At 63.0% G+C, this 19,821-nt stretch carries 20 protein-coding genes; 10 read left to right on the forward strand and 10 right to left on the reverse strand.

Features of this window, described 5'->3' with window-relative positions; translation table 11 throughout:
- The first annotated feature begins 13 nt into the window (after nucleotides 1–13).
- The 4 genes from J6524_RS11170 to J6524_RS11185 are packed head-to-tail and all read left to right on the forward strand — an operon-like array spanning nucleotide 14 to nucleotide 4,409.
- Nucleotides 14–1,072, forward strand: a complete 1,059-nt coding sequence (locus J6524_RS11170; RefSeq protein ID WP_225670436.1) for a toxic anion resistance protein — start codon at nucleotides 14–16, stop codon at nucleotides 1,070–1,072.
- A complete protein-coding gene (locus J6524_RS11175; protein ID WP_225670437.1) occupies nucleotides 1,069–2,643 on the forward strand; it encodes a substrate-binding domain-containing protein in 1,575 nt (524 codons plus the stop codon). Before J6524_RS11170 ends, J6524_RS11175 begins: the two co-directional genes overlap by 4 nt.
- On the forward strand, nucleotides 2,644–3,297 hold the full coding sequence (locus J6524_RS11180) for a 5-bromo-4-chloroindolyl phosphate hydrolysis family protein (protein WP_225670438.1): 654 nt from the start codon (nucleotides 2,644–2,646) through the stop codon (nucleotides 3,295–3,297).
- The gene (locus J6524_RS11185; protein ID WP_225670439.1) at nucleotides 3,297–4,409 is read left to right on the forward strand and encodes a hypothetical protein; all 1,113 of its coding nucleotides are present in this window, start codon (nucleotides 3,297–3,299) and stop codon (nucleotides 4,407–4,409) included. Before J6524_RS11180 ends, J6524_RS11185 begins: the two co-directional genes overlap by 1 nt.
- A gap of 158 nt (nucleotides 4,410–4,567) precedes the next feature.
- Here J6524_RS11185 and J6524_RS11190 read toward each other — a convergent pair whose 3' ends face one another.
- Nucleotides 4,568–5,509, reverse strand: coding sequence for an alpha/beta fold hydrolase (locus J6524_RS11190; protein ID WP_225670440.1), 942 nt, complete (start codon nucleotides 5,507–5,509; stop codon nucleotides 4,568–4,570).
- 151 nt (nucleotides 5,510–5,660) lie between these two features.
- Between J6524_RS11190 and J6524_RS11195 the strand changes: the two genes are divergently transcribed.
- The 3 genes from J6524_RS11195 (at nucleotide 5,661) to J6524_RS11205 (ending at nucleotide 8,731) form a co-directional block, all read left to right on the forward strand.
- Nucleotides 5,661–6,488: an MBL fold metallo-hydrolase gene (locus J6524_RS11195; RefSeq protein ID WP_225670441.1), complete on the forward strand. Its 828-nt coding sequence runs from the start codon at nucleotides 5,661–5,663 to the stop codon at nucleotides 6,486–6,488.
- Between the two features lie 39 nt (nucleotides 6,489–6,527).
- Nucleotides 6,528–7,529: an alpha/beta fold hydrolase gene (locus J6524_RS11200; protein ID WP_225670443.1), complete on the forward strand. Its 1,002-nt coding sequence runs from the start codon at nucleotides 6,528–6,530 to the stop codon at nucleotides 7,527–7,529.
- 149 nt (nucleotides 7,530–7,678) lie between these two features.
- A complete protein-coding gene (locus J6524_RS11205) occupies nucleotides 7,679–8,731 on the forward strand; it encodes an amidohydrolase family protein (RefSeq protein WP_225670445.1) in 1,053 nt (350 codons plus the stop codon).
- On the opposite strand, the gene J6524_RS11210 is transcribed toward J6524_RS11205, so the two are convergent.
- Nucleotides 8,732–9,988, reverse strand: coding sequence for an aminopeptidase (locus J6524_RS11210; RefSeq protein ID WP_225670447.1), 1,257 nt, complete (start codon nucleotides 9,986–9,988; stop codon nucleotides 8,732–8,734).
- Nucleotides 9,989–10,002: 14 nt separating this feature from the next.
- Between J6524_RS11210 and J6524_RS11215 the strand changes: the two genes are divergently transcribed.
- The gene (locus tag J6524_RS11215; protein ID WP_225670449.1) at nucleotides 10,003–10,185 is read left to right on the forward strand and encodes a hypothetical protein; all 183 of its coding nucleotides are present in this window, start codon (nucleotides 10,003–10,005) and stop codon (nucleotides 10,183–10,185) included.
- 45 nt (nucleotides 10,186–10,230) lie between these two features.
- Here the strand turns inward: J6524_RS11215 and J6524_RS11220 are convergent, their stop codons facing one another.
- From J6524_RS11220 to J6524_RS11240, 5 genes are all read right to left on the reverse strand, one after another.
- Nucleotides 10,231–10,521, reverse strand: coding sequence for a DUF1330 domain-containing protein (locus J6524_RS11220; protein WP_225670451.1), 291 nt, complete (start codon nucleotides 10,519–10,521; stop codon nucleotides 10,231–10,233).
- Nucleotides 10,522–10,568: 47 nt separating this feature from the next.
- A complete protein-coding gene (locus J6524_RS11225) occupies nucleotides 10,569–11,288 on the reverse strand; it encodes a Crp/Fnr family transcriptional regulator (protein WP_225670453.1) in 720 nt (239 codons plus the stop codon).
- Nucleotides 11,272–12,603: a heterodisulfide reductase-related iron-sulfur binding cluster gene (locus tag J6524_RS11230; RefSeq protein WP_225670455.1), complete on the reverse strand. Its 1,332-nt coding sequence runs from the start codon at nucleotides 12,601–12,603 to the stop codon at nucleotides 11,272–11,274. The genes J6524_RS11225 and J6524_RS11230 overlap by 17 nt, the downstream gene beginning before the upstream one ends.
- Before the next feature lie 6 nt (nucleotides 12,604–12,609).
- Nucleotides 12,610–12,999: a RidA family protein gene (locus J6524_RS11235; protein WP_225670457.1), complete on the reverse strand. Its 390-nt coding sequence runs from the start codon at nucleotides 12,997–12,999 to the stop codon at nucleotides 12,610–12,612.
- Between the two features lie 103 nt (nucleotides 13,000–13,102).
- Nucleotides 13,103–14,839 carry a DEAD/DEAH box helicase gene (locus tag J6524_RS11240; RefSeq protein ID WP_225670459.1) on the reverse strand — a complete coding sequence of 579 codons (1,737 nt, stop codon included), beginning with the start codon at nucleotides 14,837–14,839 and terminating at the stop codon, nucleotides 13,103–13,105.
- A 244-nt stretch (nucleotides 14,840–15,083) separates the two neighbouring features.
- Between J6524_RS11240 and J6524_RS11245 the strand changes: the two genes are divergently transcribed.
- Nucleotides 15,084–15,785: a DNA-3-methyladenine glycosylase I gene (locus tag J6524_RS11245; protein ID WP_225670909.1), complete on the forward strand. Its 702-nt coding sequence runs from the start codon at nucleotides 15,084–15,086 to the stop codon at nucleotides 15,783–15,785.
- Between the two features lie 39 nt (nucleotides 15,786–15,824).
- On the opposite strand, the gene J6524_RS11250 is transcribed toward J6524_RS11245, so the two are convergent.
- On the reverse strand, nucleotides 15,825–17,057 hold the full coding sequence (locus J6524_RS11250; protein WP_225670461.1) for a rhodanese-like domain-containing protein: 1,233 nt from the start codon (nucleotides 17,055–17,057) through the stop codon (nucleotides 15,825–15,827).
- A 164-nt stretch (nucleotides 17,058–17,221) separates the two neighbouring features.
- Here J6524_RS11250 and J6524_RS11255 point away from each other — a divergent pair, with 164 nt between their 5' ends.
- Nucleotides 17,222–18,145: a LysR family transcriptional regulator gene (locus J6524_RS11255; protein WP_225670462.1), complete on the forward strand. Its 924-nt coding sequence runs from the start codon at nucleotides 17,222–17,224 to the stop codon at nucleotides 18,143–18,145.
- A gap of 14 nt (nucleotides 18,146–18,159) precedes the next feature.
- On the opposite strand, the gene J6524_RS11260 is transcribed toward J6524_RS11255, so the two are convergent.
- Nucleotides 18,160–18,759, reverse strand: a complete 600-nt coding sequence (locus tag J6524_RS11260; protein ID WP_225670464.1) for a thiamine pyrophosphate-dependent enzyme — start codon at nucleotides 18,757–18,759, stop codon at nucleotides 18,160–18,162.
- Nucleotides 18,756–19,322, reverse strand: coding sequence for a thiamine pyrophosphate-binding protein (locus tag J6524_RS11265; RefSeq protein WP_225670466.1), 567 nt, complete (start codon nucleotides 19,320–19,322; stop codon nucleotides 18,756–18,758). Before J6524_RS11265 ends, J6524_RS11260 begins: the two co-directional genes overlap by 4 nt.
- Nucleotides 19,323–19,821: the final 499 nt, after the last annotated feature.

A 19,821-nucleotide genomic window follows, 5' to 3' on the forward strand; every position in this document is an offset into this window, starting at 1 on the left:
GAGAGCGAACGCGATGAGCGAAACCATCAATGTCCCGGCGGTCATGGTGGACGCCTCCGCGGTTACGCGCATCAAATCCGAGATCGACATCTCCGACCGCTCACGCATCGTCACCTTCGGCGACCGCGCGCAGCGCTCGGTCGTCGAGTTCGCCGATCGCATCCTCGCCCAGACTCAGAACCGGGAGCTCGGGACAACAGGCAAATTGTTGTCGGACATCCTGGCCAAGGCACGCGGTCTTGACCCCGCCGCGCTCAAGGACGGCAACTTTCTGACGCGCCTGTTCTCTTCCATGGAAGCGCGACTACGGCGGTTCTCCGAACAGTTCGGCGACGTCGCCTCGCAGATCGACCGCGTTTGCGTCGAGCTCGATCGCAACAAAGAGACGCTGCGACGCGACATCGCAGTCCTGGATGAGCTGCACGAACAGACCAAGGCCTCACTCGCTGACCTCGATTCGCATATCGCCGCCGGCAAGGCGTTTGCAGAAGAATTTCGCCGCGGCAAGCTGGCCGAACTCGAGCAGGCCGCGAAAGCAACCAGCCCGGGCAGTGACGCGATGCTGGCGGCTCAGACCTATCAGGACGCCGCGCAGGCGCTCGACCGCCTCGAAAAACGCATCTTCTACCTGCAGCAGGCGCGGCAGATCGGCATCCAGCAATTGCCGCAGATTCGCATCGTTCAGTCCGGCGACGAGACGCTGATCGAGAACCTGCAGGCTACGACCGAGCTCACGATACCGGTCTGGAAGCAGAAGATGATTCTACTGCTTGGCCTCAGCCGGCAGCAATCGGCGCTCGATCTGCAGAAGACCGTGACCGACGCCACCAACGAAATGATGAAGCAGGCGTCCGAGATGATGAAGACGCAGGCGATCGAGATCGAAAAGCAGTCGCAGCGCGGCATCGTCGATATCGAGACGCTGCAAAAGACCAACAACGACCTGGTCGATACCATTTCGGGCGTGCTCAACGTGCAGGAACAAGGCCGCCGGAAGCGCGCTGAAATCGAGCAGCAGATGGCGCAGTTGACCGACCAGTTGAAATCAGCGCTGTCCAAGTCTCCGGCATGAACATCGCTGCGCTAAGGCTAGCTGCCGGCTTGGTCCTGGCGTCGTTCCTCGGCGCCTGCGCGGGACCGGGCCCGGAGTTCACCATCCTGTCGGGCTCGGAGAACGACGTCCTCGAGCCAATGGTCCAGGAATTCTGTAAGTCGCGCCGCGCTGTCTGCACGGTGAAATACCAGGGCTCACTGGACATTGCGTTGGCGCTCAAGGCCGGTAACGACCCGCAGGCCGACGCGGTGTGGCCTGCCGCCTCGATCTGGATCGACATGTTCGACACTGCTCGGCGCGTCAAGTCGGTGAAGTCGATCGCGCAAATGCCTGTCATCCTCGGCGTCAAGCGCTCCAAGGCGCAGGCGCTGGGCTGGATCAGCGCCAAGGTGACGACGAAGGATATCCTCACGGCGGTCGAAGGTGGCCGGCTAAAATTTCTCATGACCTCTGCGACACAGTCGAATTCCGGCGCTTCGGCCTATCTCGCCATGCTGGCGACTGGGATCGGAAAACCCGATCTCATCGAATCCGGCGATCTCGACAAGCCTGAGGTGCTCGCCACCGTGCGTAGCCTGTTGCGCGGCGTCGAGCGCTCATCGGGATCGAGCGGCTGGCTCGCCGATCTCTATCGCGAAGACGCGCGCGCCGGTGCGCATTACGAGGCGATGTGGAACTACGAGGCCGTGATCAAGGAGACCAACGACAAGCTGTTCGCCGACAGGAAGGAGCCGCTCTACGCGATCTATCCCGAAGACGGCGTCTCGGTGGGCGACTCGCCGCTCGGTTTTGTCGATCGCGGACGTGGCAAGGAGGTCGAGAGCTTTTTCGCCGATCTGCAGGCCTTTCTGCTCAAGGACGAAACACAGGCGCAGATCGCGGCGACGGGCCGGCGGGTCGAACTCGGCCGTGCTGCCCCGATCAAGGCCGACGCGACCACCAATCTCAACCCGAGCCACGCGCTTAACGTGGTCCGGCCGCCGGAGCCCGCCGTCATCCAGAAGGCGCTGGCCCTCTACCAGGAAGCGCTGCGCCGCCCCTCGCTGACCGCACTGTGCATCGATGTGTCTGGGAGCATGAAGGGGCATGGCGAGACGCAACTGCTCGAAGCAATGCGATTCCTGCTGACGCCCGCGCGTACCCGCGAGGTGCTGGTGCAATGGTCAAAGGAAGACCGGATCATCGTGCTGCCCTTTAGCGATCGCGTGCTGTGGACAGCAACCGGGAGCGGGGAAGACACCGACCAGGCCGGCCTCCTGACCAAGGCGCTCGAACTGCGCGCAGAAGGCGGCACCGATTTTTACACCTGCGGGGCACGCGCGCTGGCCGCGATGAAGCCGGCTCTCGACGCCGGCCAGCACCTGCCGGCCATCGTCATCATGACCGATGGCAAGAGCCAGGGTTTCATGACGACATTCGAGACCGCGTGGCGCGCCGACGGACGGCGCGTGCCAGTGTTCGGCGTCACATTCGGTGACGATGCCGATCGCAGTCAGCTGAACAACCTCGCCACCCTGACCGGCGGCCGGGTGTTTGACGGCACCAAGAGTTTGGCCCAGGCTTTTCGCGCAGTGCGAGGGTACAACTGAATGCCATCGGCATGGTCAGGCATGAACTGGATCGCGGGCGGAGCCGTCGCCGCCATCCTGCTGCCCGTGCTCGCCATCGGCATCGGGATGCCGTTCTGGATTGCCGGTATCATCAGCGTCGCAACAGGCGGGGGTCTCGTTTTCCTGCTCTCGCCACGCAAATTGTTCGAGGGACTGGACGCCAGCGGCGCGGCGCGCGGCAAGATCGCATTTGCGCGTGAGCTTCTAACCAGTGCCGAGCCGCTGGCGATACGGCTCGAGGTCGCGGTGAGCACGATCCGCACCCAGGCGGTCGCCGAGCGTGTTCGCAATCTGGCGCGGATTTCCCGCGAGATTTTTGCCGGTGTTGAGGAAGATCCGCTGCGCGTCGATCGGGTGCGCCGTTTCCTGACATATTATCTGCCGCGTGCCGCCGACCTCGCCGAGGCCTATGCCGTGCTCGAAAAGAGCGGCAATCGCGACACGAGGCGGCTGGTTGAGACCGGCGATCTGATCGAACGGCTCGATACCGCTTTCAGCCACTACGCGACAAATCTGCAGGAGGCCGATCTCGGCAATCTCGATATCGAACTCAAGCTCCTGAAAAGTTCGCTCGACGAGGATCTCGGAGCGGCGCAGCTTCCCGTTTCTGATCCAAGCAAGAGGAGAGCCTGATGGCCATTTCCCGTCGGGCTTTTGGCATTGGACTGCTCGCTGCCAGCGCGGCCGGCACGGGTGGATATATCTATCTGCGTCAACACCCCGAGATCGCCGGCCGGTTCGGCGAGGCGAAACGGCTTTCCGGGTTCGCCGGCGGCGAGAAGGAAGGATTTTTGGCCAATGCCCGTGTCCGCAGTTTGCTTGAGCGCCGCTTCGGGCTGATCCTCGACGCTCGGCGCGCCGGCTCGGTCGAGATGGTGAGGGAGCGCACGCTGCTCGACCAGAAGCCGCAGTTCCTGTGGCCCTCATCGTCCGTGCTGGTCGAACTGGCGCGCAACTCCGGCGTCAAGATTTCACGCGATCAGGTCATCTTCAATTCGCCGATCGTGCTCTACTCCTGGGATCGCATCGCCGACGGCCTGGTCAAAGGCGGCTTCGCCGAACCGGCCGGAGGCCCGCGCTACACGGTCGACCTGCTGAAGGTGCTCAAGGCCGTCATTGCCGGCGAGACCTGGGAGGCGATGGGCGTGAGCGGCCTGTTCGGGCGCGCGCGTGTCGTCTCGACCGACCCCAACAAGTCCAATTCCGGCTTCATGTTCGCAGGGCTCGCCGCAAGCCTGCTCAGCGGCGACGTGATCGCGCTGGATTCGCTCGGTCGCATCGACGGCGACGTCGCGACCGTGTTCCGCCGGATGGGCTATAAGCCGCCGTCCTCGGGCAAGTTATTCGACGATTACGTGGCCGGCGGCGCCGGTGCGCAGCCATTGATCGTCGGCTACGAAAACCAGTTGATCGAGTGGGTGCTGCAGGACGCCGACCGCTGGAAACGGGTCGAGGCGAGCGCGCCTTCCAAACCGGTCATCCTCTATCCGCGCCCGACCGCGTTCTCCGCGCATCCGCTGATCAGCACCGACCGCACCGCCGACGAATTGATCGATGCGCTGGTCAGCGAAAGCCTGCTCGAACTGGCCTGGGAGGAGCACGGCTTCCGCGGGCCGCTCGGGACGATCGGCAAGGCGCGCAATGCGCTGCTGCAATCCCGGCTGGTCGAACGGGTCGATGCGGTGCTCCCAATGCCCGACGCACCGGTCATGATGGCCCTGCTAGATCGGCTGGCGACGGCCTAACCTTCACGCTGTAAATAGCCACGCCTTCGTGACTTTGTCTGCTGGTGGCGAGATCAGGTCTTACTGCTTCTCCAATCCCGCCCGCTCGATCTTGTCCTTGAGGACTTGGCAGGGAGGATGATCGCTTTCGATGCAGCTTGCTATGCGGCAAGGTCGCCTTATTCGCGAAGCAGCTCCATCACCGCCGCCGCAAACGCCTCAGGTGCCTCCTGCGGCAGATTGTGCCCGGCCCCCGGCACGACGCGGTGGACGCGACGTCCGGTGAATTTCGGCGCGCTGGCGGCGCCATCGGTCGCGGGCGCAACCCCATCATCGGCGCCATCCAGCGTGATTGACGGCACGGTGATCGGAGGCAGCGTCGCCAGCCTCTTCTGGATTCCAGCGTATTGCGGATCACCCTCGGCAAGACCGAAGCGGTGACGATAGCTGTGGACCACAACATCGACGTAATCGGGATTGTCGTGGGCCACTGCGGTGCGCTCGAAGCAAGCATCGTCGAACGCCCAGCTCGGCGACCATTGTTTCCACAAGATCCTCGCGATCTCGCGCCGGTTGGCGGCGAGCCCGGCGCGGCCGCGCTCGAGGTTAAAGTAATACTGGTACCACAGCGCCAGCTCGCGTTCGGGACGCATCGGCACCATGGCATTGGCGATATCCTGGATCAGGTAGGAGTTGACGCAGACGAGCCCGATGCAGCGCTCCGGCCACAGCGCCGCGCCGACGCAGGCCGCGCGGCCGCCCCAGTCATAACCTGCAAACACGGCGCGCTCGATGCCAAGCGCGTCCATCAGTGCCATCATGTCGGCGCCAACCGCCGCCTGCTCGCCGGAGCGCGGCGCATGCACATCGCGAAACCGGGTCGGCCCGTAGCCGCGCAGATAGGGGACGATGACGCGACAGCCTTGGGCGGCCAGTTCCGGCGCGACATCGACATAGGAATGGATGTCGTAAGGGAATCCGTGCATCAGCATCACGGCCGGCCCATCGGCGGGGCCCGCCTCATAATAAGCGATGCTGAGAACGCCGGCGTCGATCTGGCGCAACGGCTCCAGCCGCTTCGATGAGGGGGCGCGCGGAGACGGGGCTGTCTTTTCGGTCACGGCAAACTCCTTGGGTGTTGCCTACAATATGGCATGGCCTGCCCCCAATGAAGCAAATCCGGCACGCTGCCGTGCGCCACTACCACCATGACGTCCGCGCAATTCGGCGATACAGTATCGGCTACGGCTTTTACCGCGGATGGGTCATGCCATGTTGCGATCGCTTAACGAATCTCTTGCCGTCGCCCTTGCGTTCCTCGGTTCGCTGATTGTCCCGGCAACCGCCCAGCAGCAGCCACTGCGCAGCGAGTGCCTGGCCATGGCAAACGCGCCGCCCCGAGCGATACCGGTCAACTTCCAGCGCATCGCCGCCAAGTCGCAGGAAGTTGCCATCACCTATGTCGGGCACTCCACCTATTATATTGACACGCCCGAGGGCGTTCGGATCGGGACAGACTTCAACGGCGTCTATCGGACGGGACGGTTGCCTGATGTGGTCACCATGAACCGCGCGCACTCGACGCACTACACGCTGTTTCCCGACCCCAAGATTGCGCATGTGCTCCACGGCTGGGGCGAGAATGGACAGGCGGCGCAGATCTCGACCCGCGTCGGCGACGTTTATATCCGCAACGTGCCCACCGACATCCGCCGTTACTATGGCGAGAGTTCCGGCGCGATGATCAAGGACGGCAACTCGATCTTCATCTTCGAGGTCGCAGGCCTCTGCATCGGCCATCTCGGGCATCTGCATCACAAGTTGGATGAGACTCACTTCGCCGCGATCGGCCGGCTCGACATCGTCATGGTTCCGATCGACGGCACCTACACGATGTCGCTCGACGGCGTCTCCGAGATTACGCGGCGGCTGCGCTCCTCCGTCGTGCTGCCGATGCACCGCTTCGCCACCCCGCTCGACGAATTCATGCGCCTGATCGGCCAGCAGTTCACCATCGACCATCGGACGGAGCGGACCCTGAAGATCTCACGCGAAACGCTGCCGGGCACACCGACGGTGATCATTCTGGATGGGGTGTGAGGCTCCGCGCTTTCAGCCGTGATAATCGAGGAGATAGGCTTGAGCAGACCTTCGCAGCGACTGATCGAGAGCAACGGCATCCATCTCAATATTGCAGAGCAGGGCAATGGACCATTGGTGCTGCTGTGCCATGGCTTCCCTGAATCCTGGTATTCCTGGCGACATCAAATCGCTGCACTTGCGGAGGCAGGCTTCCATGCCGTTGCTCCCGACATGCGAGGCTATGGCAAAAGCGACCGGCCGGAGGCGATCGATCAATATACGATCTTCCATCTGGTCGGTGACCTGGTGGGGCTGCTCGACGCCCTCGAAGCGCCGACCGCTGTTCTCGTCGGCCACGACTGGGGCGCGAATGTCGCCTGGCAAGCGGCGCGCTTGCGCCCCGACCGCTTTCGAGCTGTGGCAAGCCTCAGCGTACCTCTCCGGCCACGCGGTCCGGTGCGTCCGACCAGCGTGATGCCGCAGACAGCGGATGCGCAATTCTACCAGCTGTACTTCCAGCAGCCTGGCGTGGCCGAGGCGGAGATGGAACGGGACCCACGGCTTACCGCGCTCAACTTGCTTTATGGCGCGTCCGGCGAAGGCGCCGCAGCGTTTCGCGCGGCCGTCGCCCGCGGTGATAAAGTGGGAACTCCCGGCATGGTCCCGCGCGACGGCAGTTGGCTGCGGGAAGCGGCGGCGCCGCCGAAATTGCCCGAGTGGCTCACCGACACGGATATCGATTTCTATGCCGATGAATTCAGGCGCGCCGGCTTCCGCGGCCCGCTCAATTACTATCGCAACGTCGACCGCAATTGGGAATTGTTGGCTGCTTTTGTGGGTGTCACGGTAAAGGTCCCCGCGCTCTTTATCGCTGGCGACCACGACATGGTGATGGCCGCTCCTCCGGGCATGGACCAGCATATCGCCAACCTCAGGCAATTTGTCCCGACGGTGCGCGACGTGAAAATTCTACCCGGCTGCGGACATTGGACTCAGCAGGAACGGCCAAGCGAGGTCAGCGCCGCGATCATCGATTTCATTCGTGGCCTGCCGGGCTGAATGCACTTGGAACGGGGTATAAGGTCCAAGGTACGAAATGTGAACGAAGCGAACCAATCCATGGTGCAGCAAGCGCAGAAATGGATTGCTTCGCTGCGCTCGCAATGACGGACAACAACGATACGAAGAACAATGAAGGGAGCGAAACGATGTCCGCCAGCACTGCACCCGCCTCCCGAAGCGGGCTCTATGCCGATCCGCGCGAACACTGGCTGGCGCAGCACACCGAGGAGATTATCGATCCTGCGCGCCCGATCGTCGATCCGCATCACCATCTCTGGGACCGCGGCGGCCTGCGCTACATGATCGAGGAAATGTCTTCGGACATCGCCTCAGGCCACAACATCATCGCCACCGTCTATGTCGATTGCCGTTCGATGTACCGCGCGCACGGCCCCGAGGCGTTCCGCCCGGTCGGCGAGGTCGAGTTCGCGAACGGGGTTGCGGCGATGGCGGCCAGCGGCGGCTACGGCAAGGCCGCGATCTGCGCCGGCATCGTCAGCCACGTCAATCTGCTGCTCGGCGAAGGCGCGCAAGCCGTGCTGGAGGCGGAGATCGCCGCTGGCAACGGCCGCTTCCGCGGCATCCGCCATTCCTCTGCCTGGGACGCCGACCCAAATGTGGCCGGCATGTATGCGACACGGCCGAAAGGCTTGTTGCTCGACGATACCTTCCGCAAGGGGTTTGCCTGCCTCGCGCCACTCGGCCTGAGCTTTGACGCCTGGCTGTTTCATCCGCAGATCGGCGAGCTCACCGACCTCGCCCGTGCCTTTCCCGACACCAGGATCGTGCTCGATCATTGCGGCGGTCCGATCGGAATCGGCCGCTTTGCGGGACGGCGCGAAGAAGTTTTCCCGGAGTGGAAGGCTTCGATCCAGGAAATCGCGCGCTGCCCGAATGTCGTGATCAAACTAGGCGGACTTGCGATGTGTCTGCTCGGTTATGACTTTCATCTGCGGGCGAAGCCGCCTTCATCGGAAGAGGCCGCTGCCGCGTGGCGCCCCTATATCGAAACCTGCATTGAGGCGTTCGGGCCTGACCGGTGCATGTTCGAAAGCAATTTTCCTCCCGATAAGGGACAGTGCAGCTATCAGGTGATCTTCAACGCTTTCAAGCGGCTGGCCGCGCAGTACAGCGAGGCGGAGAAGACGGCGCTGTTCTCTAAGACGGCGACAGATTTCTACAGGCTCAAGCTCGATTGATCACGCCCACTCGCCCTTGCGCATAACCGGAACGCGGCTTCCGTCGGCGTGAATGCCATCGATATCGGTTTCGGCTGTGCCGATCATCCAGTCGATATGAATGAGGCTCTTGTTGCCGCCTTGGGCCGCAATCTGCTCCGGCGTCAGCTTGTCGCCATTAACGAAGCACTTCGAATAGCACTGCCCGAGCGCGATGTGGGACGCGGCGTTCTCGTCGAACAGCGTGTTGAAGAACAACAGCCCGCTCTTGGAGATCGGCGAGGAATGCGGCACCAGCGCCACTTCGCCGAGACGGGCGGCGCCTTCGTCGGTGTCGAGCACCTTCTTCAGCACCTCCTCGCCGCGCGAGGCCTTTGCATCTACGATGCGGCCCTCCTCGAACTTAACCGCGATCCCGTCGATCAGCGTGCCCTGATAGGACAGCGGCTTGGAGGAGACGACGTGGCCAGTGACGCGCCGGCAATGCGGCGTGGTGAAGACTTCCTCGGTCGGGATGTTGGCGTTGCAGGTGATGCCGTTCTTGGCGGTGGAAGCGCCACCCTCCCATTCATGACCGTCGGCTAGCCCGATCTCCAGATCGGTACCCGGTCCGGTATATTTCAGTGCATGGAAACGCTGGCCATTGAGCCATTCGGTGCGTTCGCGGAGCACGGCGTTATGCTTTTCCCAGGCAGCGACGGCGCCATCCTGATCGACGCGGGACGCCGCAAAGATCGCATCCGCGAGCTGGGTCACCGCAACGTCTTCCGGAACATCGGGGAACACCTGCTTCGCCCAGGACGGACTCGGATAGGCGATGATGTTCCAGTTGGTCTCGAAGTTGACGATCTTCTCCAGCGCCGGCTGATAGGCCATCGAATTGGCCTTGCTGGCGCGCGCCACCTTGGTCGGATCCTCGCCCGACAGCAGCATCGGATTGTCGCCGACGATGGCAAGGCGCGCGGTGTTGGCCGAGAACGCCTTTGCCATGCCCTCATAAAGCCAGTTGGCGGCCCGATCAAAACTTTCATTATGGCCGAAGCGATAACGCGCCAGCGTAATCTCCTCGTCCGACAGGAGCGGGGTCACCAGACCCGCGCCGGCCTTGTAGGCGTGCTCGGCGATCCGGCGCACCAGCGGCAGCGCGACAGAGGGCGCGGTGAGCAGCAGGTCCTGCCCCGGCTGCAGCCGCAAGCCGACCTTGACCGCGACTTCGGCGAGACGGTCGAGCTTCACGGGATCAATCAAGGCGGAAACGTTACGCTGATCTGCGGTCATGATTCTTTCGGCCAATGCTGCTGGATCTCCTGGCTTCGCAGACTTCGGCCCCTGATCAGACCATCAAACCCAAGCGAGCGAAGCGCCTGACAACAGCAATAGCACAAGAACGACCCGGTGAAACCAATCTCCCTGATATTCCGGCATGCAACAATGCCGAGAACGGAACCCGCAAAGCCGATGTCATCGGCGCATGAGCCGTGCTTTTTCCTCATCCCGAATGATGCGGCCTACCGAGCCGGTCACCGTAAGCCCCTCGCCGTCAGCACGATGGCATCCGCACCTGCCTTGCGGTCGACCGATATCTCCCGGTACTCCGCCGAATTCTGAAATTCCTTTGCCGCGGCGTCATCCGGGAATTCCATGATCACGATCTTGTCGCGCGGCCAATCGCCCTCCAGCACGACCGGATGCTCGTCCGCTACGAGCAGCCTGCCCTTGAACTTGCTGAACACGCCCATGAAGCGCGCCTGGTAGCGGTCGTAGAGTTCGCGGCGGGTGAATTTCAGCTGGGCAATAATGTAAACCGTCATGATCGATCCTGTACTGGACTTATGCTTGGGCTCACCGCAAGGCGGCGCTAGTGATTTCGCTCCTCGGCGATGAAGCCGTCGAGCCGTCGCGCATTACGAATGACGATCTTGCCGCGGCTCTTGGAGATCAGCCCGAGCCGCTCGAACTCGGCCAGAGCGATCGCGACCCAACTCCGGCTGACGCCGATCATCCTGGCGAGCTCCTGCTGGCTCAGGCCAACCACCGAGAGAGATTGCGTCGCATCGCCCTGCTCCGGCCGTGCGAGCGACTTGAGGATCGTGCCGAGCCGCACCGATGCACGGTCCAGCGCCATCGGCCCGCTGCGTTCGATGCTTTCGATCGAGAGGATGGCGAGCAGCCGCGTGATGTTCCAGTGAAACGGCGGAAATTCCGATAGGCAACGCAGGAAGTCAGGGCGTGTCATGACCGATGCTGTAGCCGCCTCCAGCGCTTCGGCCGACAATATCCGGGGCTGGCCGGTAACCGTCGCCGCGAGACCCAGGATCGTGCCTGGCAGGCAGATGCCAAAGGTGAATTCCTCGCCGTTCTCGATCGTCTGGAACAGGCGGACCCGGCCCTCGGTGACGAGCAACAGCGTGTCGCTCGGCTCGCCCTGATCGAACAGGATGTCCTTTGGATCGAAGGATACGGCCTTCATTCGATCCAGGATCATTTGCCGCTGCGCCGCGCTCAAGCCTTCGGTCGCAATGCTCCATTTCGGCGACAGCATTCGGTCTGAAGCATGAATGTCAGGCAGGGCGTGCATGCCCGTCTCCTTTCTCGAAACAGTCAAGCTGTCCCCTAAATTCCAGCGAGGCGAAGATGGCAGGACCATGCTGCTTCAGCCATTCCGCGTTCACATCCAGGCCGTTTGCCTGGAGATAGGGGCGCCCTTCATCGGCGATCATCTGCCAGTCGTCCAACAGGCGAAACTCCTTCAACCGATCGGCGTGAGGCACGCCGCCCAGCGCCTGGACCAGTAAGTCCGTGTAATTCAACACGCGGAATTTGCCATGGGCTTCGGCGCCTATGAAGGCGGCGTGGCAGCCGTGGTAGAGCGTAACCAGGATGTCGGCGCCCGTCGCGTCCGCGCGAGCAAGTAGTTCGGCATGTTCGCGCGCGGCCAGTTCCGGCGCCTTGCTGCAACCCGAGCCACCGCAGGTATAGCCGGATTCAGAGACGGTTTCGATGATCTTCAGTCCGGGAATGGCGCGCAACAGAAGGTCGACGTTGCGGCAGATATCGGCGCGGCCGACATGCGCATGGACGATGACGCGGCGTGGAATCGGGATAACGAACTTGTCCCGTAATGCGTCGATGCGGCTGACGAGATATTCGGTCAGATGGTCGAACTCGTAAGAGGTCTTGCGGTATCCTTCGAGTGTTTCGCCAAGGTGCAGCTGGCAGGTCGGGCACCAGTTCAGTACCCTTTCCGGGCTAAACCCTTCGAAGCGATCGATGGCATTGGCGGTCACGCGCTCGCCGGTCCGCATCTCGCCTTCCCATTTGGTGGCGATGACGCCGCAACAGGAGGAGGGACCGCCGACGACTTCATAGTCCACTCCCAGCGCGTCGAGCACCGCCATCGAGTTGAACAGCAGATGCGGCGTGCGGAGCGCGTTGCAGCCGAGATAGAAGACCATCGCTGCCGGTCTTGGCCGCGGCGGCACGAACACCCGCCGGAATTCTTCCGGGATTAGCTGCATGGCGGCCATAATCTTGATGGCGCGGGACATGCGGCGGAACAGTTCGGGGGTTCTCGAGCCGCGTGATGCCGATTTCGCGTTGGCGAGGGCGAGCATCTTGCGCGGATTGATCTCCTCAGGGCAGACGGGGATGCACAGGCCGCAGCCGTTACAGGTCGACGCCCACGCATCCGACGCCGGATCGAGTTTTGCCTGTCCGCCGAGGAAGCCGATGATTCCGCCGACGGTCTGCCCGGCCGGAGCATTCGCGGCGGCGCCGTATGGGATGACTGGACAGATGCGCACGCATTCTTCGCATCTTGTGCAGGCAGCTACGATGGCCTGCGCCTCAGTCGAGAGGAACTCTTCCAGCGAGACCGGTGTCGCGCGATCCATCGTGCGTCAATCCAGGCAAACGACAGCTTCGATCTCAACCAGCATCCGCGGATCAATGAGCTTGCTGACCTCGACAAGCGTTGCTGCCGGCCGGCCGCTGAAATAGGGAAAACGGATGTCGCGCGTATCGCGGTTAAATCGATCGATGTCGGTCGTGAAGATGGTGAACTTGACGAGCTTATCGAACGAGGTTTCTGCGTGTTCGAGAATGTCTGCCAGATTGGCAAAACATTGCGCCACTTGCGCCCGCATATCGCCGTCGCCCACAACGTTTCCGTCCGCGTCGCGCGCGGTAATCCCGGCGGTGTGCAACAGCCGACCGGACGAAATTACGCCGAGCGAAAACGGCACCGTCGTCTCAAAATGCTTTCCCAGCGTCAGGACTGTCCTGGCCATGCGCCCTCCTCGCTTCCATTCAAAGTCGATGCGAGGCTAGCGCAGGCCTGCGGAATCCTGTGTTAAGTAGTAGGCATTCGCGCCACGGAAAATCGGCGGCCGGTCAGCCGCGAGATTTTTTCTTTTTCTTCTTGCCGGAGGGTGGCTTCGGGTTCTCGACCCGTTCGCGAATCTCCTCGCGCGGCGGGCTGCTCTTCATCGCCTCGATGCGGATGCTGTCTTCCTTGTCGGGACGGCGGATGCGCGCGGCAAAGCGCCGGGCAACGCGCGCGGCAACCTCGAACTCGGTGACGCTATCGAGGATGCGGATGGTGCCGACGTCTTCCTTCTTGATGCTGCCGCGGCGGCACAGCATCGGCAAGAGCCAGCGTGCTTCGGCGTTCTTGCGGCGGCCAATCGCGGCGGTGAACCATACGCTGTCCTCTGCCATGCGATGACGAGCCGAGGATTTTCTTGGCTTAGACTCGCGTTCGGCCGCGCGATCCGCCCTCTCCCGTGCACGTTCAGCACGCGACTTGACGCGGTCCTCGCCGGGATCGGCAATGTCCTCGGGCGAAGGCAACCGCGCGCGGTAGAGCCGCGCCAGCGCGATGGCAATTTCTTCCGCCGACCGTTCGGCAAGCAGAGCCTGCGCGAGCGCCTGATCGTCGGCTGCTGCCTCCGCCGCGAAGATATCGTCCCGCAGCAGCCGCTCCTGATCGAGTTTTCTGATATCATCGGGCTGCGGCGCGATACCCCAGGCCGCATCGATGCCGGCGAGCTTGAGCAACATGTCCGCGCGGCGGCGGCGGGCTGACGGCACCAGCAAGATGCTGACACCCTTGCGGCCTGCTCGCCCGGTGCGCCCGGAACGATGCTGCATGACTTCCGGATCGTTCGGCAGATCGGCGTGGATGACAAGATCGAGTTTTGGCAGATCAATGCCGCGCGCGGCGACGTCGGTCGCGACGCAGATCCGGACTCGTCCGTCGCGCAGCGCCTGCAGCGCCTGCGTCCGCTCGTTCTGGGTCAGTTCGCCCGATAGCGCCACGACCGAGAAGCCGCGCTCCAGAAGCGTTGCCTGCAGATGCCGCACCGCCTCGCGCGTGTTGCAGAATACCAGCGCGCCAGGAGAATCGAAAAAGCGCAGGAGATTGACGATGGCGTGCTCGGCATCACCAGCGGCGATGCGGATCGCGCGATACTCAATGTCGGCATGGCCGCCCTCATCGCCCGCGACTTCGATGCGGAAGGCGTGCTCCTGATATTCCTTCGCCAGATCGACGATGCCGGGCGGCAGAGTGGCCGAGAACAGCAGCGTGCGCCGGCTTTCGGGAGTCGCCTGAAGGATGAATTCGATGTCCTCGCGAAAGCCGAGATCGAGCATTTCGTCGGCCTCGTCGAGCACGATCGCCTTCAGTTCCGAAACGTCGAGCCGGCCACGCCGCAGGTGATCACAGAGCCGCCCCGGCGTGCCGACCACGATGTGCGCGCCTATGGCCAGCTCCCGCTGCTCGCGGCGCGGGTCCATGCCGCCGACGCAGGAAACCACGCGTGCGTCCGCATGCCGGTAGAGCCAGGCGAGTTCGCGGTGCACCTGAAGCGCTAGTTCACGGGTCGGCGCGACAATCAGCGCCAGCGGCGCGGCGGCCCGCTCGAACCGCTCGGTGCCGGCCAAAAGGTTACTGGCGACAGCCAGACCGTAGGCAACCGTCTTACCCGAGCCGGTCTGCGCCGAAACCAGGAGGTCGCGGCCATCCGCATCCTCGGCCAGCACCGCCGTCTGCACCGGCGTCAGCCGTTCGAAATTACGCTCCGCCAAGGCTCGCGCGAGCGGCGGATAAGTGGTCAGGATTGTCACGAGAAATCAGACCTTAGTTGGCTGTATCAGCCGGAAAAATGGTGAATATCGCTCCGAACCGAAACGGCTCGACGCTAGCGCAAACAAGCGCGGCGGCACGGCCCGACGGATGTGAGTGAGGTGGGGATGCTTTAGGCGATATCCATCCCGCACGCCACTCATTCTTTGCAGATCAGCCGATCACTTCTAAACTGGTTTCAGGAAATTCAACGGAGGGGCCGCCACCGTAACCGCGTTCAAGACCATTCGCGCCCGCGCCGAGAAGCGCAAGGGCGGCCCCAAGGCGCTCGCCAAACTGCTGCCGCCCAAGCCCGACCCGAAGGCGCTCGCCAAGCTCAGCGACGACCGCATCCTTGCCGAAATGACCAAGCGGGTGTTCTCGGCGGGCTTTGCCTGGAGCGTGATCGAGAACAAATGGCCGGGCTTCGAAAAGGCGTTTCTTGGCTTCAAGCCAGGCCCGCTATCGCTGAAGCCGGACGAATTCTGGGACGATCTGATGAAGGACACGCGCATCGTCCGCAACGGCGCCAAGATCACGTCGGTGCGCGCCAACGCCGCTTTCGTCCGCGACATTGCCAAGGAGCACGGCAGCTTCGGCAGGTTCCTGGCGAACTGGCCGTCGTCCGACGAGGCCGGGCTGCTCGAACTGCTCGCCAAGCGCGGCAGCCGGCTCGGCGGCAATACCGGGCAGATGATGCTGCGCTTCCTCGGCTGGGATGGCTTCGTCACCTCCAAAGACGTCGTGCTGTGCCTGCGCGATGCCGGGCTCGACCTCGCCGAGACCGTTACCTCCAAGCGCGACCTCGCCAAAGTGCAGGCGCAGTTCAACGCATGGGCCGAGGAGACCGGGCTTTCTTATGTGCAGCTCTCGCGGATTTGTGCGCTGTCGATCGGCGAGAATTATTCGGCGGAGAAGCTCGAGAGCATGATGGGCGGCGACGAATGATCCGCCTTCGCTCTTCGAGCTTCGGCGGGACAAGTCCGATCAAATAACGAAGAACCCATGCGTGCCGTCGCGGCGAAGCTGTTCGACGAGGCCGTATTCCCAGTCGAGATAGGCCTGCATTGCGCTTTCCTTGACATCGGTGCCTTCGTAGGGACGGCGGTAGCGATGTGACGGATCAGGCTTGGGAATCGCCTGCGGCGGCCCGACCTCCAGCGCGCCGTCATAGCCGCCTTCGAGCACGTAAACCTCCCACCCCATCTGCGCGAGCCAGGATGCGGTCATGTCGGCGCGGACGCTTCTGTCATCTGTCAGCACGATGCGCGCGCCGCGCACCGGCGCGGCCATGTCGATCTCCTGCACCAGTTGCCCGCCGGCATAATGGCGGAAGCCGACAAGATGGCCCGCGGTGTATTCCTCCTCCGAACGTACGTCGAAGCGGTACAGCGTGCGACCGGCCTGTGCCTGCAGCGCTGCCATTTCGGTAAGGCCGATGTGCCGGACGCCGGCGCGATAGGCGACGTCGCGCGCACCGGCTTCGCCGCCGGAGATCACGCCGATCTCGCCGCGCCTGTCGGCGCCATGTTCGAGCTTCTGTTTGGCTAGCGTCCAGCCGATCGTCCCATTGCGCAGCGCCCATACCTTGTTGGTGACGCCGGCATTGATCAGCGACTGCGTACCGATGATCGAACGGGTGCGGCCGGCGCAATTGACGATGATGGTGGTTTCCGGATCAGGCGCGGCGCGGCCCGCGCGCAAGACCAGCTCCGCGCCGGGCACGCTGATCGAGCCCGGGATATTCATGGTTGCGTATTCGTCGAAGCGGCGGACGTCGAGAATTTGGATATTGGCGCCGCTCGCGATCAGCGCACTGACCTCCTCGGCGGCAAGCGAAGGCGTGTGCCGCCGCGCCTCCACCAGTTCGCCGAACGCTTTCGCATAGGAATTGACGTCCTGGAAAAGTTCATAGCCGGCCAACTTCCAGCCCTGTAGCCCACCATCGAGCTGGCGAACATTGCTGTAGCCCAGCGCCGTCAGCTGGTCCGCAGCCGCGGCGACGAGGCCTTCGCCGTCATCATAGAGCACGATCGGAACACCCTTGCGCGGCAGCCGCGCTTTCGCCTCCAGCGCGATGCGATCGGCCGCCATGTTGGCGGCAAACAGCGGATGGCCAGTAGCGAAGACGGCCTCGTGCCTGACATCGAGCAGCGCGATTTCCTCGCGCAGCAGCAGCGCGGTGCGGACTTGCGAAGGACTTACGGACGGGATGGTCATGAAGCGTGAGTTCCAGATGAGGATTTGTTCCTCCTTTAACAGCATCGCTAGACGCGCGTCACGCCAAGCAAGGCATTAACTCTCTTGCCGTCGAACATTGAACCGATTGCACCGACCTGCGCGAAACGGCATATGATGCCACCAAGCGAGCAGCCGGGCATCCGATGGACCTCAAACAATTGCGCACTTTCCGCGCCGTAGCCGAGCTCGGCAGCCTGAGCAAGGCGGCCGACCGGCTGCGTGCCGCGCAGCCCGCGCTCAGCCGGCATATCAAGCTGCTGGAGCACGAGCTTCGCGCCGAGCTGTTCGTTCGCAACGGGCGCGGTATGCTGCTAACCAGCGCGGGGCGCATGCTGCTCGACCGCACCACCGGCCTGATCCGCCAGATCGAGCAGGTCAGCGACGACCTCAAATCCGCCAACGGCAATCCGTCGGGTCGCGTCATTCTCGGGCTGGTGCCGACCGTGAGCGCAGTATTGTCCGGGCGGTTTGCCCGGTGCGTCCTTGACGAATTTCCTGACATCTCGCTACGCCTCGTGGAGAGCTATGGCGGACATCTGGTCGAATGGCTGCACCGCGGCGAAATGGATCTCGCGATCATCTACGGGCCCGCGGTCGATCTTCATCTTCAGGTCCAGTCGATTGGACGCGAGGATATCGTTGCGGTCGGGCCGCCGGGATCGGGCCTGAACCGGAGGAAGCAGGTCGATCTGAAGTGGCTGGTGAAGCAGAAACTGATCCTGCCTAGCATCTCGCACGGCTTGCGTGCGCTGTTGGAGAAGGCATTGGCGCGCGAAAAGCTGAAACTCGACGCCATGATCGAGGTCGATTCCTATCGCGCCCAGATCAGCCTGATGGAAGAAGGGCTCGGCTATACGCTCTTACCGCCGTCGGCGATCCGCGCCGAGGTCGCTGCGAAACGCCTGGAGATGGCTGCCGTCAGCCCATCGGTGTCGCGCGAACTGATCCTGGCCTCGCCGATCGCCCATCCGCCGTCGGTCGCGACGACGACCATTGCGACGCTGATCGTATCAGAGATTCAGGAGCTCTCCCGGCAAGGGCGCTGGAAGATCAACATGACTGCGTAGTGAGGCGGCGCGCGTCAATTGAACAGCGCCTCGTCTCCCAGAACCGACTGCCGGAATCGCGTCGTCAGGATCACGCCGTCGGCCGGTGGCATCACGAACACCAGCGCCTCCGGATCGACCTTGATCTGCGCGAAGACCGTTCCTCGTCCCGCATGCGCAAGCTCGCGGAGCTCCGTGACTTCGGCCATCGTGCGGACAATACGCGAGGTGCGGATGCCGCAGGCGGTGGCGATGGCGGAAAGATCGACGCCGGAAGCCGTCGGAGTTTTCTGCATGCCGGTCTCGCCGAAGCGCTCGTTGTCGAGCACGGCGATCGCGAGATTCTTCGGCGCCTCCACCGCGATCGTGGCGAGCGAGCCGACATTCATCAGCATCTCGCCATCGCCGGTGATCACCAGCACCTTGCGCTTGGGCTGCGCCAGTGCCAGCCCAAGGCCTATCATGGAGGCGCCGCCCATGGCGCCCCAGAGCGGAAAATTGTTGGGATGATCGCCGGCGGCCGAAACGTCCCAGTTCGGCGCGCCGAGCCCGGCGATGACGAGGAGATCGGCGCGGTCGCGCAACAATTCGTTGACGACGTCGCGGCGATGCAGAAGCGCGTTCGGATTGTTCATTTGCCGGCGAGCTCCTTGAAGTTCTTGGCGCCGAGCACGCGCTGGCCGATCAGAACTGCCACCGGTTTCCAGGTGTTGAAGGCAAGGTTGGCCGCGCCCTGCACGGCCGAGGCGACGAGGTGGGGCTCATCGACCTTGTTGACGATCACGCCCATGGCTTCGAGCGAAGGACGCGTGCCCTGCCCCATCGGAATCTGCCACGGATTGAACTCGCCCCAGTCACCGCGCATGGTGACGATCATGAGTAGGGGCATGTGGCAAATCACCGGCAGCGAAAGCATGTTGATGCAGTTGCCGACGCCGCTCGACTGCAACAACAGCACGCCGCGCTCACCGCCGAGCCAGGCGCCAGCCAGCATCGCCACGCCCTCTTCCTCTGTCGTCAGCGTCACGACGCGGGTTTCCGGATCGGCCTCGAAGGCGCGGATCAGGCGGCTGTGGCCGGCGTCCGGCACCATTGCGACCTGGCGGATGCCGGCGTCCTTGAGCACGCGATAGATCTCGTCCGGCCATGTCGGCGGCGCGGGTGCCGCCTCACTCCGTGATTTTGCTGGTTCCGCCATCGGGCTCGGTTTCCTCTGCGATTCCTAAAGTTGAGTTGCGCGGGAGAATAGATCGCGGCCGGAATTCAAGGAATTTGAATGTGGACATGGCTTCTATCGCAAAATTGAAAGGCTGTTTGGCGCGCGATATCGACCTCAGGGTTGGAGGCACCGCCTTGCGTGGCTCTCCTCGCGATGAATCTTGGACGAGGCAGCAAACCATCGCGCATGACGGGGCAACGACTACGTCGACCTGCACTCTCGACCTGCGGCGGGAAAGATCACGCATGTAGCACTCGCGGCTGCCGCGGCCCACGTCCGCGCCATCCCTCTCGCTTAAGTTGCAACGAGCGACCCGGGATCGCCTGGAGCATCCATGCAAGCGGCTCGAGCCGGAAGCGATCGCTCTTGAAATGGCTGGAAACCTAACATTGTCGGGAGGTTCTTGAGCGGTGTCACCGATAGGCATTGGCACAATTTCAGCGAGTATCGAAATTTTGTTCTTGATTTGTTCGAGATC

The organism is Bradyrhizobium hereditatis (genome assembly GCF_020329435.1).
GTDB classification, from domain to species: domain Bacteria; phylum Pseudomonadota; class Alphaproteobacteria; order Rhizobiales; family Xanthobacteraceae; genus Bradyrhizobium; species Bradyrhizobium hereditatis.